This window comes from Neptuniibacter sp. QD72_48 (assembly GCF_047778065.1).
GTDB lineage: Bacteria > Pseudomonadota > Gammaproteobacteria > Pseudomonadales > Balneatricaceae > Neptuniibacter.
In genome coordinates, this window is record NZ_CP180547.1 from 3,704,188 (window position 1) to 3,721,239 (window position 17,052).

Genomic DNA, 17,052 nt, shown 5'->3' on the forward strand with positions numbered 1-17,052 from the left:
GTTATATGGTCAAGCCTCACGGGCAATTAGTATTGGTTAGCTCAACGCCTCACAGCGCTTCCACACCCAACCTATCAACGTCGTAGTCTTCAACGGCCCTTTAGGGGAATCAAGTTCCCAGTGAGATCTCATCTTGAAGGAGGCTTCCCGCTTAGATGCTTTCAGCGGTTATCCCGTCCGAACGTAGCTACCCGGCAATGCAATTGGCATCACAACCGGTACACCAGAGGTTCGTTCACTCCGGTCCTCTCGTACTAGGAGCAACTCTTCTCAAATCTCAAACGCCCACGGCAGATAGGGACCGAACTGTCTCACGACGTTCTAAACCCAGCTCGCGTACCACTTTAAATGGCGAACAGCCATACCCTTGGGACCGGCTTCAGCCCCAGGATGTGATGAGCCGACATCGAGGTGCCAAACACCGCCGTCGATGTGAACTCTTGGGCGGTATCAGCCTGTTATCCCCGGAGTACCTTTTATCCGTTGAGCGATGGCCCTTCCATACAGAACCACCGGATCACTAGAACCTACTTTCGTACCTGCTCGACGTGTCTGTCTCGCAGTCAAGCACCCTTCTACTCTTGCGCTCATTGCATGATTTCCGACCATGCTGAGGGTACCTTCGTGCTCCTCCGTTACTCTTTGGGAGGAGACCGCCCCAGTCAAACTACCCACCACACAATGTCCCCGATCCCGCTTAGGGAACTGGGTTAGAACCTCAACATTACCAGGCTGGTATTTCAAAGGTGGCTCCACTCTATCTGGCGACAGAGTTTCAAAGCCTCCCAGCTATTCTACACAAGTAATGTCAAAGTCCACTGTGAAGCTGTAGTAAAGGTTCACGGGGTCTTTCCGTCTAGCCGCGGGTAAACTGCATCTTAACAGCTATTTCAATTTCACTGAGTCTCGGGTGGAGACAGTGTGGCCATCGTTACGCCATTCGTGCAGGTCGGAACTTACCCGACAAGGAATTTCGCTACCTTAGGACCGTTATAGTTACGGCCGCCGTTTACCGGGGCTTCGATCAAGAGCTTCGCGCAAGCGCTAACCCCATCAATTAACCTTCCGGCACCGGGCAGGCGTCACACCCTATACGTCCTCTTTCGAGTTTGCAGAGTGCTATGTTTTTAATAAACAGTCGCAGCCACCTGGTATCTTCGACCGGCCTCAGCTTAGGGAGCAAGTCCCATCACCAAAACCGGCGCACCTTCTCCCGAAGTTACGGTGCCATTTTGCCTAGTTCCTTCACCCGAGTTTTCTCATACGCCTTAGTATTCTCTACCTGACCACCTGTGTCGGTTTAGGGTACGGTTAGTCATAACCTGAAGCTTAGAGGATTTTCCTGGAAGCATGGCATCAACTACTTCAGTCCATAAAGGACCTCGTCATCGATTCTCGGTCTTAAAAGAGCCCGGATTTACCTAAGCTCTAAACCTACTATCTTAAACGCGGACAACCAACGCCGCGCTAGCCTAGCCTTCTCCGTCCCCCCATCGCAGTTATGAGCAGTACAGGAATATTAACCTGTTTCCCATCGGATACGCTCTTCAGCCTCTCCTTAGGGGCCGACTCACCCTACCTCGAATAGCGTTGGATAGGAACCCTTGGTCTTCCGGCGGGGAGGGTTTTCACCTCCCTTATCGTTACTCATGTCAGCATTCTGCACTTCTGATACCTCCACGGTGCCTTACAGCTTCCGCTTCAACAGCTTACAGAACGCTCCTCTACCATGCACAAAGTGCATCCGTAGCTTCGGTGTTATGCTTAGCCCCGTTATATCTTCCGCGCGGGCCGACTCGACTAGTGAGCTATTACGCTTTCTTTAAAGGGTGGCTGCTTCTAAGCCAACCTCCTAGCTGTCTAAGCCTTCCCACATCGTTTCCCACTTAGCATAAACTTTGGGACCTTAGCTGACGGTCTGGGTTGTTTCCCTTTCCACGACGGACGTTAGCACCCGCCGTGTGTCTCCCGTGATTGAACTCATGGGTATTCGGAGTTTGCATCGGGTTGGTAAGTCGGGATGACCCCCTAGCCGAAACAGTGCTCTACCCCCCATGGTTAGACACGAGGCACTACCTAAATAGTTTTCGAGGAGAACCAGCTATCTCCGAGTTTGATTAGCCTTTCACTCCTATCCACAAGTCATCCGCTGGCTTTTCAACGACAGTCGGTTCGGTCCTCCAATGCATGTTACTGCATCTTCAACCTGCCCATGGATAGATCACTCGGTTTCGGGTCTACTCCTAGCGACTGGACGCCCTATTAAGACTCGGTTTCCCTACGGCTCCGCAAATGCTTAACCTTGCCACTAAAAGTAAGTCGCTGACCCATTATACAAAAGGTACGCAGTCACCGTCCTAAAACGGCTCCCACTGCTTGTACGTACACGGTTTCAGGGTCTATTTCACTCCCCTCACAGGGGTTCTTTTCGCCTTTCCCTCACGGTACTGGTTCACTATCGGTCAGTCAGGAGTATTTAGCCTTGGAGGATGGTCCCCCCATATTCAGACAGCGTTTCACGTGTGCCGTCCTACTCGATTTCACTTTAAAAGACCTTTCACATACGGGGCTATCACCCACTATGGCCACACTTTCCAGAGTGTTCTGTTAAATCTAATAAAGCTTAAGGGCTAGTCCCCGTTCGCTCGCCGCTACTTAGGGAATCTCGGTTGATTTCTTTTCCTCTGGGTACTTAGATGTTTCAGTTCCCCAGGTTCGCCTCTAATAACCTATGTATTCAGTTAAAAGATACCTATAAATAGGTGGGTTTCCCCATTCGGAAATGTCCGGATCAAAGGTTGTTTACCACCTCCCCGAACCTTATCGCAGGTTACAACGTCCTTCATCGCCTCTGACTGCCAAGGCATCCACCGTGCACGCTTAGTCACTTGACCATATAACCCGAAGGCGTCTGGAATCACAGTAACTTGTATTGCTAGTAACGATAGATTTCGCCGAATTGGCGCATGCAGTAAAACTACATGTCTTAAATCTAAATCAAATGAATCAAATCCAAATTGTTAAAGAGCGTTTAAAGCAAAAAAGCTTTAAAAGATAATGTCTTAAACGACAATATGTTTTAAAACTCTTCCTTCTCATCCAGAGGATGATGGTGGAGCTATGCGGGATCGAACCGCAGACCTCCTGCGTGCAAAGCAGGCGCTCTCCCAGCTGAGCTATAGCCCCAAGAAAAACAGTAAGGCTATTGATTGGTAGGCCTGAGTGGACTTGAACCACCGACCTCACCCTTATCAGGGGTGCGCTCTAACCAGCTGAGCTACAAGCCTACACCGTTGCTCTTAACTTCTCTGATCAGATAATTCGTGTGAACGCTTGCCGAGAATCGGCTTTCGTTTAAGGAGGTGATCCAGCCCCAGGTTCCCCTAGGGCTACCTTGTTACGACTTCACCCCAGTCATGAACCACACCGTGGTAACCGCCCTCCCGAAGGTTAAGCTAGCTACTTCTGGTGCAATCCACTCCCATGGTGTGACGGGCGGTGTGTACAAGGCCCGGGAACGTATTCACCGCGACATTCTGATTCGCGATTACTAGCGATTCCGACTTCATGGAGTCGAGTTGCAGACTCCAATCCGGACTACGACCGGTTTTCTGAGATTAGCTTACCCTCGCAGGTTCGCGGCCCTCTGTACCGGCCATTGTAGCACGTGTGTAGCCCAACTCGTAAGGGCCATGATGACTTGACGTCGTCCCCACCTTCCTCCGGTTTGTCACCGGCAGTCTCCTTAGAGTTCCCACCCGAAGTGCTGGCAAATAAGGACAAGGGTTGCGCTCGTTACGGGACTTAACCCAACATTTCACAACACGAGCTGACGACAGCCATGCAGCACCTGTCTCAGAGTTCCCGAAGGCACGAAACTATCTCTAGTAACTTCTCTGGATGTCAAGAGTTGGTAAGGTTCTTCGCGTTGCGTCGAATTAAACCACATGCTCCACCGCTTGTGCGGGCCCCCGTCAATTCATTTGAGTTTTAACCTTGCGGCCGTACTCCCCAGGCGGTCTACTTATCGCGTTAGCTGCGCCACTAAAAGATCAAGTCTCCCAACGGCTAGTAGACATCGTTTACGGCGTGGACTACCAGGGTATCTAATCCTGTTTGCTCCCCACGCTTTCGCACCTCAGTGTCAATATCGGTCCAGGTAGTCGCCTTCGCCACTGGTGTTCCTTCCTATATCTACGCATTTCACCGCTACACAGGAAATTCCACTACCCTCTACCGTATTCTAGATTGGCAGTATCAGGTGCAGTTCCAAGGTTGAGCCCTGGGCTTTCACATCTGACTGACCAATCCACCTACGCGCGCTTTACGCCCAGTAATTCCGATTAACGCTCGCACCCTCCGTATTACCGCGGCTGCTGGCACGGAGTTAGCCGGTGCTTCTTCTGCAGTTAACGTCACAGCTAGCAGGTATTAACTACTAACCTTTCCTCACTGCTGAAAGTGCTTTACAACCCTAGGGCCTTCTTCACACACGCGGCATGGCTGCATCAGGCTTGCGCCCATTGTGCAATATTCCCCACTGCTGCCTCCCGTAGGAGTCTGGACCGTGTCTCAGTTCCAGTGTGGCTGATCATCCTCTCAGACCAGCTAGAGATCGTCGCCTTGGTGAGCCATTACCTCACCAACTAGCTAATCTCACGCAGGCTCATCCAATAGTGCAAGGTCCGAAGATCCCCTGCTTTCCCCCGTAGGGCGTATGCGGTATTAGACCAAATTTCTCTGGCTTATCCCCCGCTACTGGGTAGATTCCTACGCGTTACTCACCCGTCCGCCACTCGTCATCAACTAGCAAGCTAGTCATGTTACCGTTCGACTTGCATGTGTTAGGCCTGCCGCCAGCGTTCAATCTGAGCCATGATCAAACTCTTCAGTTTAAATCATTTGTGTTACCAGGAATGTGGTAACGGGCTCTAGTACTAAACAACCGGATAACATTCTTAATGAACGTTAAACCTTTGTAAATCGCTTTAAATGAATTCACTTGGTTGCTTGTCTAGAAAAAGTTTGCTTCTTCTCAACAAGCGCCCACACGAATTATCTGATCAAATTGTTAAAGAGCGTTGCTTTCTTGACTCTCCGCTGAATCAGCGTTTCGTCTCAAGCGAGGCGCATATTCTACTTTGCGCTCATTCAAAGTCAACCGTTTATTTTGCAATTTCGTAAAAAGTTTTTACTCAGCAACCAGACTTTGAATCCTGCTCCGCAAGCAATCTTAAAAACCAATGTTTTCAATCACTTACTAAGCACCTCACTCAACTCTGCAGCCCCTTAAAAAGCGGCCTCCCTAAGCAAGGACGGCGAATTCTACAGACATCTAAAAAAGGGTCAACACTTAATCTACAAAAAAGCGAAAAAAGTGAATAAATATTCAATATTGTTTATTAGTTATACAGTGCTGGTTATTAACTACTCTATGGACATAAAAAAACGGTGTCTATCTTTCAATAAACACCGTTTTTAGAATCATCTATTAGCTTTCAAAGACTACTTATTATTCTCTTCTTGCTCGTCTTCTGCCGCAGCGAATTCATCAGCAAGCTCTTCATCATCTGTATTCTTTCTTACAAAGATAAGCCCTAGGATGATGCCTGTTTCAAATAGCAGCCACATTGGAAGCGCTAATAAGCTTTGAGAAATGACATCCGGCGGTGTTAACAACATACCCAAGACGAAACAACCAACGATTACATATGCACGCTTTTGCCTTAGACCAGCAACAGTTGCAGCACCAGACCAAATCAGTAGCAGAGTAGCTATCGGTATTTCAAATACAATACCAAATGCGAAGAACAGCTTAAGTACAAAATTCAGGTAGCTGCTTATATCGGTCATCACCGCAACATTTTCTGGCCCTACACTGGTAAAGAAACCGAATATAAGCGGAAATACAACAAAGTAGGCAAAGGCGATACCAGCATAAAACAGAAAGATACTCGATATTAACAAGGGTATCGCAAAACGTTTTTCGTGCTTATATAAGCCAGGCGCTATAAATCCCCATATTTGGTGCAATACAAATGGCATCGCCAGAAAGATTGCAGCTACAAGCGTTAGCTTGAAAGGAGCAAAGAACGGAGAGGTAACATCGGTCGCAATCATGCTAGTGCCTGATGGCAACAGCGCAGTTAAAGGCGATGAAAGATAGGTATACAGATCATTGGCAAAATAAAACAAGCCAAGAAAGAAACCTAAAATGATAAGTAGGATAAACATTAGCCTCTGGCGTAATTCAACCAGATGGCTAATTAATGGCTGTTCCTGATCGTGTTCAGGCTGCGGATTGCTCATGCTTTTCCTGTACTGCTATTGTCATCAGCCTTAGTAGGCTCATTCGCAGATTGAGGCTTTTCTTCTGTTGCTTCTGGCGGAACAATCTTAGAGCTAACTGGAACTTCTTCTTTTAATGCATCATTAAATGGCTGACGCATCTCATTAAGTTCTTTTTCTAACTCGTGTTTCTGAATAGCCGTCGTACGTTTTAATTCTTCCACTCTTAGCTCTTCGCTAATTTCTGTCTGTATAGAAGAGACAGTGCGCTTTATACGCCCCATCCACATTCCGACAGTTCTTACAGCAGTTGGTAATTTATCTGGCCCAAGTACAACCAACGCAACCACTGCAACAATGAGTAGCTCGGCAAAACCGATATCAAACATAGTTAAAGCCTGTTACTTGTCAGACTTCTGCTCAGCTTTTACGTCGTCAGCTTTTTTAGCCTCTGTAAAATCAGCATCTTCCTGTTTGATCTGCTTGTTTTCAGCTTCTTCTTTGGCTTTTTCTTCTTCTGTCATGGCTTTTTTGAAGCCCTTAACAGCACCACCTAGATCGCTGCCGATATTTTTGAATTTTTTAGTCCCGAAAATCAGAATAATAATGGCCAAAATAATCAATAGCTGCCAAATACTGATACCACCTAAACCCATTTTTACTCTCCGCTATCACATAGCAGCTCTTTTAACTGCCATCATAGAAATCTGTTGGAATGACCCACGTTACACGTTTTTATTAACGCCTTAGGATCTATATTTATTTTTTAGTGCGTGACGCTTTTTCTTCCAAGCCCGACAGATCAAATCTGCGAGCTAATTCATCTAAGACTGCCTGTGGTTCTTCACCTAGGTGCGATAATGCAACCAAACTATGGAACCAAAGATCGGCTGTTTCATAAATGACATCTTTATTGTCACCGCTGGTCTGTGCGTCCTTAGCTGCCAGAATAGTTTCTGTTGCTTCTTCGCCGACCTTTTCTAAGATCTTATTCAAGCCCTTAGCATGTAAGCTAGAAACATATGAACTGTCTGGGGCTGCTGATTTACGCTGTTCCAGAACTTCACCCAGCTGAGTTAATACGTCACTCATTTATTCACTCACTTTCAATTAAGACTAACTTACGTGCGGAAGCATACCCGATCAATATTGCTTCCACCATCCCCTCCTAAAGGAGGATCATGAACGTTTCAACAATAGTACTACACCCAGCCCCGCTAAAATCCAACTACTAGGAGGCAAATCACATAGCCATTCCATCACATCTGGGTTAGCAACAGCTACAGCACCCGCAATTAGCATCAACCCTAGATTACGTCTTCTTGAAGCTTTGCTTTCTAGTGCTTCCTTCGCTTGCTGATAAGCTCTTATATCACGCTGGCGCGCACTATCTAAATTCCTAATCTGGCTCAGGGAATCAAAAATCAGCTGTGGCATATGTGGCATTTTCTCTAGCCAATCAGGCGCTTGCTGTTTAATAGAGCGATAAACACCTTTTGGCCCCATGCGCTCTTTCATCCAATTTTCTAAAAACGGCTTACCCGTTTCCCACAAATCAAGATCAGGATAAAGCTGTCGACCTAAGCCTTCGATATTTAAAAGCGTTTTCTGCAGTAAAACCAACTGAGGCTGAACTTCCATATTGAAACGACGTGCCGTTTGGAACAAACCTAAAAGCACTTGCCCGAAGGAGATATCTTTTAACGGCTTTTCAAAGATCGGCTCACACACACTGCGGATTGCTGTTTCAAATGCATCGACATTAGTGTCCGCAGGAACCCAACCCGAATCAACGTGTAGTTGCGCCACCATACGGTAGTCACGCTTAAAGAAAGCAAGGAAGTTACGTGCTAAATAGCTTTGATCCTCTGGGGTAAGCGAACCAATGATCCCAAAATCTACCGCGATATATTGTGGTGAACTTGGATTATTGCGAGAAACAAAGATATTACCCGGGTGCATATCCGCATGAAAAAAGCTGTCTCGGAACACCTGAGTAAAGAAGATCTCAACTCCACGCTCCGCCAACGCCTTCATATCCGTATTCTGTTCATTTAACTGATCAACTTCAGCCACAGGAATACCGTGAATTCGCTCCATCACCAATACATTTGAGCGTGTGTAATCCCAGTAAATTTCAGGAATATAAAGAATATCGCTGTTTTCAAAGTTACGTCTTAGCTGTGAGCCATTTGCCGCCTCTTTGCGAAGATCTAACTCATCAAAGATAGTTTGCTCATACTCAGCTACCACTTCTACAGGGCGTAGGCGACGTCCTTCTTCCCAAACCACGTGAACCAGACGAGCTAAACTGAAGAGAAGATCTACGTCTTTACGAATGGTTTTACCAATTCCCGGACGGATAACTTTGACTACAACTTCACTACCATCAAGCATGGTTGCTTTGTGGACCTGAGCAACCGAAGCGGACGCCATTGGCTCTACTTCGAACTCAGCAAATAGCTCTGAAACTGGCTTTTCTAAGGCTTTTTCAATCAACCCTTGTGCTTGTGGGCCAGAGAATGGCGGTACACGATCTTGCAGTTTTTTTAGTTCCTCTGCCAGATCATCCGGTAATAAATCTCGGCGGGTAGAGAGCATCTGTCCAAACTTGACAAAAACAGGCCCTAAAGCCTCTAGCGCTAATCGGACACGTACCGCTTGCGGTTGTTTTGCTGGGATAAAGAAACGCCAAGGCAATAACCAAAACAGGCATCGAACATACCAAGGAAGGGCTAAACCCAAAAATAGAGTATCCAATCGATACCGAGCAAAAACCTGAACAATCTTCAGAATTCGCGATAGACGTTTCACAGCAGGGAAACCTTGTTGCTAAAAATTAATAGATAAGTAGTGGCGTTACTTAGTTCTGACTAAGTTACGGCCATCTTCTTTTGCTTGATACAATGCTTCATCAGCACGGATAAAGACATCATCAAGGGAATCACCCTCTTTGATTTCTGTTACGCCGAACGACATTGTAATCCCCACGGGCTTGCCATGGAAATTAAATGGACTGCTGGCTAAAGATTCCCGCAATTTTCCCATTGCCTGCGCGGCTTCATCTGCACCAGTAGAAGGAAGGATAATAATAAATTCTTCACCGCCATAACGACCAACAAAGTCCGTTACACGGATATTTTTAGTGATAACTTTGGCTACCAAACGCAGCACTTTATCACCCGCTAAATGACCGTAGGTGTCGTTGATTTTCTTAAAGTAATCAAGATCACCGACAACAACAGAAAATGTCGTACGGTAACGTGACCAACGTTCGTATTCTTGCCCTATATGCTCGTCATAAGCCGCACGGTTTGGCAAACCGGTAAGAGGGTCTGTGCGAGCACGAAGACGCTCCTCTTCCATGTGAGCTTTAACCTTGCGCGTTTCCTGCTCCATCAACTCAACTTTATCAATCAGGTCTTCATAACGACCTTGTAACCGCAGCTCGCGCTCTTCCTCTTTCTTTTTGAAACTATCCATTGCGCGAACAAGACCCGAAAGCTGCAGTGAAACTGCTTTTTTCAGATCTGTAATATCATTGGTATTTTTAACCGTGTTGTGCAGTTTCTTAACATCACGTCGAACTTGAATATCAAGATCACGCTGGTTCTGACCAATTTCTTGCTGCTCTTGGCGGCTATCAACCACAAAAGTTTGGACTTCAGTTAAACGCGTACTGAGTTCCAATAGATAATTTTCGAAGTCTTCACTGGTGTTGCTGGTTGATTTGATAACCAGTTGTACTACTTGATGCACAATCTCTGGTAGATGAGGTAACTCAAATCCCTCTTCAATTCGTTTTACCAGTTGACGTGCATTCGGGTTTTCCTCTTTAGGTACATATAAGCCGCTAATGAGCTCTAATAGCTCAGCGCCAATACGTTTTAAGAGTAATTTAACTTCATCGCCCAGCGCGTCTGTTGAAGCAGTCGTGTCTAGAGAAAAGTCGCTATCACTGATCTCTGCACTCTCTTCTGTTCCCGTCTCGATATGGCTTTGGAGCTCAATCAAGTCAGCAAGAACGGCCGGTAACTCATAACCTTTCTCTTCGACTGCATTACTACGGCGCTCGAGGGAATCCAGCAAGTTTTGTGATCCGCTATTTTGCACTTGAGTGCGTAGCATGCGAATCCACTTAAGAAGGGCAGCAACAGTTTGCTTAGCTGTTTTACCGCGAAGATCTTCACGATGTTGAACTTGTTTTTCGATGCGGCGACTGATCTTTTGTAAAAAGCCGAGATGCTCTGTGCACTGCTCTTGAAGTAATGGTTTCAATGCCGAGAGTTCAGCATCAAACTGTGGATTATCACCTTCCAACCCGATAGACATATACCCGGCTAATTGGCGCAGTTGCTGCTCAGTATCAACACTTTTACGCTCAAACTGCTCAAATTCTAGAGTCAGCTCCCGGTATTTTTTCTTCCAGTCTACCTGTTCTTCTGCCACACCAGTTCCTCGGAGTACACAACATCAACCTCAGTCAGACTTCATGTTAGTCGAACTCTGTTCTTCGCACTAGGTCTGATATCAATCAGATATAAAAAAACGCCCTCTAGAGGGCGTTTTTCATAGAAATTTTGTTTACTTGGCAGCCGAACGTTCTTTCTCAACAAGGAAGTCAACGACTTCCAACATCTTCTTATGACCACCAGCCATACCCGCAGTCACATGGTATTTACCATTCACAACCATTGCAGGTACACCTTTAATTCCGTACTTATAGACTTCCTGACGCCCCTGATTAAGCTTTGTTTCAACAGCAAAAGAGTTGAATAGGCTTTCAAACTTGGCTACATCAACGCCCAGATTACCATAATAATCAGCAAAGTCTTCTTTACCCCTAAAACGACGACGTTCTACATGAATCGCATGGAATGTCGCTTCGTGAGTTTTGTCTAAAGTTTTCATAAATTCAGAAGCATAGAACGCACGTGCCATTAGTTCCCAGCTCGGATTCCACGCAACTGGCGTACGTACAAATTTAACATCTTCGTCTACATTCTTTTCCCAGTGCTTAATCAATGGCTCAAAGTTATTACAATGCGGACATGGGTATCCAAACATTTCAATCACTTCGATTTTATTTTTATATTTTTTGTAACCCACTTCAGGTACTTTTGCGTAATGTACGCCTTCTTTAAACGCTTCCGCTTGCGCCATAAACGGCAGAAGTAACGCCACTAACATCAACCCAAACTTTTTCATTATTCTTTGCTCCGAAAACAATAGGACCGGGTGGTAGACAATAAAATGAAACCTAAGTTCCTACCACGTACAAAAAAGGCAGCCTAAGCTGCCTTTATTGAATCCAAGCTGAACTTACTTGCCCAGACCTTGAATGTAGCTAGAAACCGCTTTGATTTCGTCATCGCTAAGCTTAGCCGCAATATCCTGCATCATCTGCTGTGGATCGTTGTTACGTGCGCCTTTAGCAAAATCTTTTAGCTGCTTTTCAGTGTATGCAGCGTGCTGGCCGCCGATACCTGGGAAGCCTGCTTGGCTATTACCTTCACCTGTTGGTGCGTGACAAGCTGTACAAGCAGCAACGCCTTTATCTGCGATACCTGCGCGGTAGATTTTCTGACCCTGTTCAACAAGATCTTTAGCAGCGTGGCCTACAGTACCAGTCTGCTTAGCAAAGTAAGCAGAGATATCAGCAATGTCCTGGTCGCTGTAAGAGTTTAGAAGACCAGTCATTTCTACAACTGTACGCTTACCAGATTTGATATCTTGAAGCTGTTTGATCAGATATTTTTCGTTCTGACCTGCTAGCTTAGGGAAGTTTGCGATTGCACTGTTACCGTCAGCACCGTGACAAGCAGCACACATTGCAGTCATTCCTTTACCTTTAGCAGCATCACCCGCTGCGTGAGCTACACCAGTGATACCAACGGTCACCAGCAAGCTAATCAGTAGTTTATTCATCGATGAACCCAGACTCTTGCTATTAAAATTAGACGGCCATAGGCGTAATGATGAGTCATTAAGCGTTGACCGATGTTATCCTCACTTCCCTGCAGACTAGAGCTTAGGCCTGTTCGCAGGTAAAATTGGCGCAATTATAAACCAATATCCACACAAACTGGAACGGCAATCTCTGTTCCTTTAGTAGCGATTTCTTAAAAAGCGACTTAAAAATATGTCTTCAGATCAAAAAACCGTTCACTACAACACCGCGAAATTCAATAAAAGTGCGGCAAAATTACACCAGTGTCCGGCGGATATAGGCGCAGAAGTCGCTTTCGCAGGCCGCTCTAATGCAGGTAAATCGAGTGCGATTAACACGCTGACCAATAACAACAAGTTGGCACGTACTTCGAAAACACCAGGCCGTACCCAATTGATTAACTTCTTTGATCTCAATATCGAAGGTGTTCGTATTGTCGATCTACCAGGCTATGGCTACGCCAAAGTACCTGTTGCGATGAAACAGCATTGGCAGCAACACTTGGAAGAGTATCTACAAAAACGCCAATGCCTTCGTGGTGTTGTGCTTGTAATGGATATTCGCCACCCAATGAAAGAGTTTGACCAGATGATGGTTGATTGGTGTCTAAGTACTGAGATGCCGCTGCACGTGCTTCTGACCAAGTCCGACAAGCTGAAAAAAGGCCCGGCTCAGTCCACTATGTTGAAGATTCGCAAGGAACTAACTGCAGTTCTAGGTGATCTGGTTACAGTGCAAACATTCTCAGCATTGAAGAAACAAAATGTCGATCAGCTCAGACAGCGCTTGGATCTATGGTTACTACCGGAAGATGATTTCGAAGAAGAATTTGAAGCCGAATAACAAAAGAAAGCCCTGGGAAACTTAGGAAGGGGAACTGTCAATTTCTCAGGGCTTTAACGCATGCTTGTTGTAAAGAGCCACAGCCATGGCACGATGAATGTGTAAGTGACTCTTAAAGCTATTGAGTACAAATTGATCAGAAAGTTCCAAAATTCTGAAATAAATTTTGCTCCAGCTAGAAACTCAGTACTAAACTTCGCGAATTTTTAACAATTCCGTCACTTCCGTGATTAATCTTTCTAAATTTATTTCATCCAAATGGTGCTCAAGCCACTGCTTAGTATCAGGGTCGTCAATACTATTCAATATGCCCTCCAAGCCGCCAAGATCACCCACTTCAGCTAAATCTATAATCCTTTGTGACTGCGCTACATCTAATTTCAACCTCTGAAATGCGCTAGTCCCCCCGTCCGATTCAAGGTTGATTCTTTCTCTTAACTTTTCAATAAGCGTGTCCAAATCTAAGTCATCCAGCTTTTTCTGAAGCCAATGTTGAGTACTTTGTTCTCGGATATCCTCAACCTTCTCCTCAAGGAGAGATAACTCACCTAACTCGGCCATCTCAAGTACTGAATTTGCTTCATCAATATCCAGTAACAAATAAGCTGTATTCACATCAACATCAGCCATGTCACTCTCAGGGGGAGCAGAGACTTTAGCGTCCAAATATTTGGCCAATGACGCCAGCAACATATCCTTACTAATAGGCTTAGAAAGTATTTCATGGCACAGGTCTTTGTTCTCTATTACATCAGAGTCCTGTACCGATGCCGTAATTAACATCAGCGTGAATTCATTTTCAGGGTAAAGATCCTGCACCTTTTTTAGAAAATGATGCCCATCCATATTGGGCATTTTCAGATCCGTTAAAATTAAATCTGGCTTATGAGTTTCTAAAAGCGCTAACCCTTCCTCTCCATCTTCAGCCTGTAAAAATTCAAAGGGTTGATCCGACAAGTAAGAGATCAATAAATCTCGGTTATAAGAGATATCATCAATCACTAGAATGGTTGCTGGTGAAAACTGATAGGCATTATTCAGTTTAATATTGATAGCATCCGTTACAGGCTTACTATCCGTAATCTCAATTTCTGGGATAAGGACCTTAAAAGTTGCTCCTTTACCCTCTCCTTCACTAATTACTTCTATGGAGCCTTGCATTAGATTGACTAACTTTTGCGTAATCGCCAACCCCAGTCCAGTCCCTCCATACTCTGAAGTTTTCTGCCCTTTAACTTGCTCAAATGCGCTAAAAATAGATTCCTGATCCTCTTTGGGAATACCTTTACCCGTATCTGTCACTGTTAATTTGAGTCCAACTTTCTGCGCTCTTACATCGGTTCTCGAAACACTTAACTGAATTGAGACACGACCTTCTGATGTGAACTTGATAGAGTTCGAGCATAAATTCATTAATATCTGTTTCAAACGAAAAGCATCACATAACAGATATGCAGGAACATTCTCGTCACAATGAGTTGATAAATAGAGATCTTTTTCAGCTGCCCGTTGTAAAAACATAGAATGTATTTCTTCGAGCAAATAACGAGGAGAGAATGGAGCATACTGAATTTCCATCTTTCCAGACTCTATTTTTGAGAAATCTAAGACCTCATTAATTAATCCAAGTAGCGTATTACCAGCAGAGTTGATAGAGCTAAGATAACTAAGTTTCTCTGAAGAAAACTCTTTTCCATAAAGGATTTGCGAAAAACCCAACACCGCATTCAAAGGGGTTCTTAACTCATGTGACATATTAGCTAAAAAGCGACTTTTCGCTCGATTAGATTCCTCTGCTTCTAGCTTTGCCGCTAAAAATTCCTGGGTTCTGTTTTCAACTTCCGTTTCTAAGTGCGCTTTATACGTTTCCAGATCTTCAATCTTGCTACGAATAGCTTTTTGCATGATCTCTAAGCCAGAAGCTAATTCTCCAATTTCATCACTCGACGTTTTATTCACCGGGTAATAATAATCACCAGATGTAATAGCATTAGACGCAGTAACCAACTCCCGTATAGGCCGAGTAATTTGCCGTGTCACAAAATAGTAGGCTAGCCCCAATCCTATGATGAAAAATAAGCAAAAAAGCAAAGCAGAGTTTTTTAAAACATTCTGAATACGTTTTTGCAGTTTAGTGGCTTCGAAACCAACAATCACATGCCCTACAGGCTTATTGCTATTAGCAATTAGAATTTGATTCCCTATCCAATAAACACCTTCAGTTCGACTCACCCCTTCCTGATAAATATCTTCTAAGCTAATGGTTGGCTCAATTGGAAGACCGATCCTAGCGATATCGTTATGAGCCACAACTTCATCCAGCTCATTAAGAACAATAATCTCAATAACACCTAACTGTTTATGATCCTTAAATAAGCGATTAGCGTTGATCGACTGTACTTTTAAAGCCCAGTCATAATTATCGCTACTTTGGACAAGCATAAAGACTTCTTTTATCAAAGGAGCAACAATACTCTCCGAAGCCGTTTTTAAGTTATTGAGGTTTTCACTACGAATTTCTTTAATAAATACAGCGGTACTACCACCTAAAACTAGCGCAATAACACCCGCAATGATAAACAGGAGACGGCCGAGTAGATTAAAGCTATTCATCTTTTGACTGCATTACTTTATCAACTTCGATAACAGCTTTATCAAGAGTAACCTTTACTTCTGCACCATAAAAAATCTGATTGAATGCTCTTGAGAAAATCTCGCCCGCTACAGGGAATTCGGACATACCTGATTGAATTCTGGCATTAGTTCCCTCTTCAAAAATCCAATCCACTGCATCCAATAGTCCCGGTGCATTTAGTTTGGAAAAATATTCAGATTGCCACACCCTCCGGCGAGCAGGAGAGCCCCCCGTATTTAACAATTTGGCAGTAGGCTCACTGGTTGCCCACTGTAGGAACATCCAAGCGGCTTTTTTATTCTTAGACGCACTGTTGATTGCAAATGCCCAAGCCCAAGGAGAAGTTTCACGACTCACAGGCCCTCTTGGTAACTTAGCGGCATCCCATTGATCCCAAATAGGTGATTTATCAGGCTTATCTATTTCGTTGAAAAAGTGCGAGGCTAAGAAAGCAGCTGCCAGTCTACCCTCTCTAAACTGTTGTCGAATTTCATAGAAATGAAGCAGCTGACTATTAGGAGGATTACCATAGCCTGTGACCATATCCCGATAAACTTCTAACGCCTTAATCGATGCTGCAGAATTAAAAACAGGTTGGTTGTTCTGATCTAAAATTGATCCACCGTAAGACCGTATCGCAGGAATCACTGTCCAGGTATTTAAACCAGCACCAGCTCTTGTACGACTAGCAAACGCATAGACGCCTTCTAAGCCATCTTTATCCAAACCTCTTTGTAGTTCACGCTTCGCCTCAACCATCTCTTCATAGGTATCAGGGATCTGTATGTTGTAACGCGCAAACAGATCTTTACGGTAAAACAGTACAGGGGCAGAGAAATCAAATGGAACAGATAACAGTGTCCCGTCGATAGTACAGAGTTTCAAACTGTTTGAACTCAAATCATCAAACATGTACCAATCAGGGTCTGTCAGTTGCTTGTCATCAATAAAAGGCTTTAAGGGCGTGAGCCAATTATTCTGATGAGCTTGGCCCAGAAAAGTCACACCTATGGGCACGACATCGTAAACACCACCTCTAGAAACAAGATCCACTTCGCGACGTTTTCGCATTTCAGATTGCTCTACGGTGATATAACCAACCCTAATGCCAGTGAGGCGCTCAAATACCGGCAGGTAAGGCTTTAGGGCTACGAATGCAGGCTGAGCATCGGCTAATACTGTTAGCTGTGTCCCTTTGAATTGCTGCCAATCAATGTTGGCTTTTTTCCATGGTTCAAGGCTCGTCGAATCAGCAAAACTAACCCCAAACCCAATCATAAGCCATAAATATAGCAATGCTGCCACGGGCTTTCTCATAAACATAACTCACCCCCAA

11 protein-coding genes, 2 tRNA genes and 2 rRNA genes are annotated in these 17,052 nt (G+C 44.8%); 1 reads left to right on the plus strand and 14 read right to left on the minus strand.

The window, feature by feature from the left end; genetic code table 11:
- Positions 1–5 precede the first annotated feature (5 nt).
- From ACMXYX_RS17085 to ACMXYX_RS17140, 12 genes are all read right to left on the minus strand, one after another.
- Positions 6–2,894 (minus strand): 23S ribosomal RNA (locus ACMXYX_RS17085).
- Positions 2,895–3,110: 216 nt separating this feature from the next.
- Positions 3,111–3,186: transfer RNA gene (locus tag ACMXYX_RS17090), tRNA-Ala, on the minus strand.
- 24 nt (positions 3,187–3,210) lie between these two features.
- A tRNA-Ile gene (locus ACMXYX_RS17095) sits at positions 3,211–3,287 on the minus strand.
- 68 nt (positions 3,288–3,355) lie between these two features.
- Positions 3,356–4,895, minus strand: a 16S ribosomal RNA gene (locus ACMXYX_RS17100).
- The 16S and 23S rRNA genes sit together here with 2 tRNA genes alongside, the layout of an rRNA operon.
- 610 nt (positions 4,896–5,505) lie before the next feature.
- Positions 5,506–6,309, minus strand: a complete 804-nt coding sequence (gene tatC, locus ACMXYX_RS17105) for a twin-arginine translocase subunit TatC (RefSeq protein ID WP_415882860.1) — start codon at positions 6,307–6,309, stop codon at positions 5,506–5,508.
- The gene (gene tatB, locus ACMXYX_RS17110) at positions 6,306–6,677 is read right to left on the minus strand and encodes a Sec-independent protein translocase protein TatB (protein ID WP_415882861.1); all 372 of its coding nucleotides are present in this window, start codon (positions 6,675–6,677) and stop codon (positions 6,306–6,308) included. Before tatB ends, tatC begins: the two co-directional genes overlap by 4 nt.
- A 12-nt stretch (positions 6,678–6,689) precedes the next feature.
- The gene (gene tatA, locus ACMXYX_RS17115; protein WP_415882862.1) at positions 6,690–6,944 is read right to left on the minus strand and encodes a Sec-independent protein translocase subunit TatA; all 255 of its coding nucleotides are present in this window, start codon (positions 6,942–6,944) and stop codon (positions 6,690–6,692) included.
- 103 nt (positions 6,945–7,047) lie between these two features.
- Positions 7,048–7,380 (minus strand): phosphoribosyl-ATP diphosphatase, encoded by a 333-nt coding sequence (locus ACMXYX_RS17120; RefSeq protein WP_415882863.1) that lies wholly within the window; start codon positions 7,378–7,380, stop codon positions 7,048–7,050.
- Between the two features lie 87 nt (positions 7,381–7,467).
- Positions 7,468–9,102, minus strand: a complete 1,635-nt coding sequence (ubiB, locus tag ACMXYX_RS17125) for a ubiquinone biosynthesis regulatory protein kinase UbiB (RefSeq protein ID WP_415882864.1) — start codon at positions 9,100–9,102, stop codon at positions 7,468–7,470.
- Between the two features lie 45 nt (positions 9,103–9,147).
- A complete protein-coding gene (locus tag ACMXYX_RS17130; RefSeq protein ID WP_415906312.1) occupies positions 9,148–10,737 on the minus strand; it encodes a GGDEF domain-containing protein in 1,590 nt (529 codons plus the stop codon).
- A gap of 135 nt (positions 10,738–10,872) precedes the next feature.
- Positions 10,873–11,496, minus strand: a complete 624-nt coding sequence (locus ACMXYX_RS17135; protein ID WP_415882866.1) for a thiol:disulfide interchange protein DsbA/DsbL — start codon at positions 11,494–11,496, stop codon at positions 10,873–10,875.
- A 114-nt stretch (positions 11,497–11,610) separates the two neighbouring features.
- Positions 11,611–12,216, minus strand: coding sequence for a c-type cytochrome (locus ACMXYX_RS17140; RefSeq protein ID WP_415882867.1), 606 nt, complete (start codon positions 12,214–12,216; stop codon positions 11,611–11,613).
- Between the two features lie 214 nt (positions 12,217–12,430).
- On the opposite strand from ACMXYX_RS17140, the gene yihA reads away from it, so the two are divergent.
- Positions 12,431–13,081 carry a ribosome biogenesis GTP-binding protein YihA/YsxC gene (yihA, locus tag ACMXYX_RS17145; RefSeq protein ID WP_415882868.1) on the plus strand — a complete coding sequence of 217 codons (651 nt, stop codon included), beginning with the start codon at positions 12,431–12,433 and terminating at the stop codon, positions 13,079–13,081.
- A gap of 189 nt (positions 13,082–13,270) precedes the next feature.
- Here yihA and ACMXYX_RS17150 read toward each other — a convergent pair whose 3' ends face one another.
- A complete protein-coding gene (locus tag ACMXYX_RS17150) occupies positions 13,271–15,694 on the minus strand; it encodes an ATP-binding protein (RefSeq protein WP_415906313.1) in 2,424 nt (807 codons plus the stop codon).
- Positions 15,687–17,039 carry an ABC transporter substrate-binding protein gene (locus ACMXYX_RS17155; RefSeq protein ID WP_415882870.1) on the minus strand — a complete coding sequence of 451 codons (1,353 nt, stop codon included), beginning with the start codon at positions 17,037–17,039 and terminating at the stop codon, positions 15,687–15,689. The genes ACMXYX_RS17150 and ACMXYX_RS17155 overlap by 8 nt, the downstream gene beginning before the upstream one ends.
- Positions 17,040–17,052 lie beyond the last annotated feature (13 nt).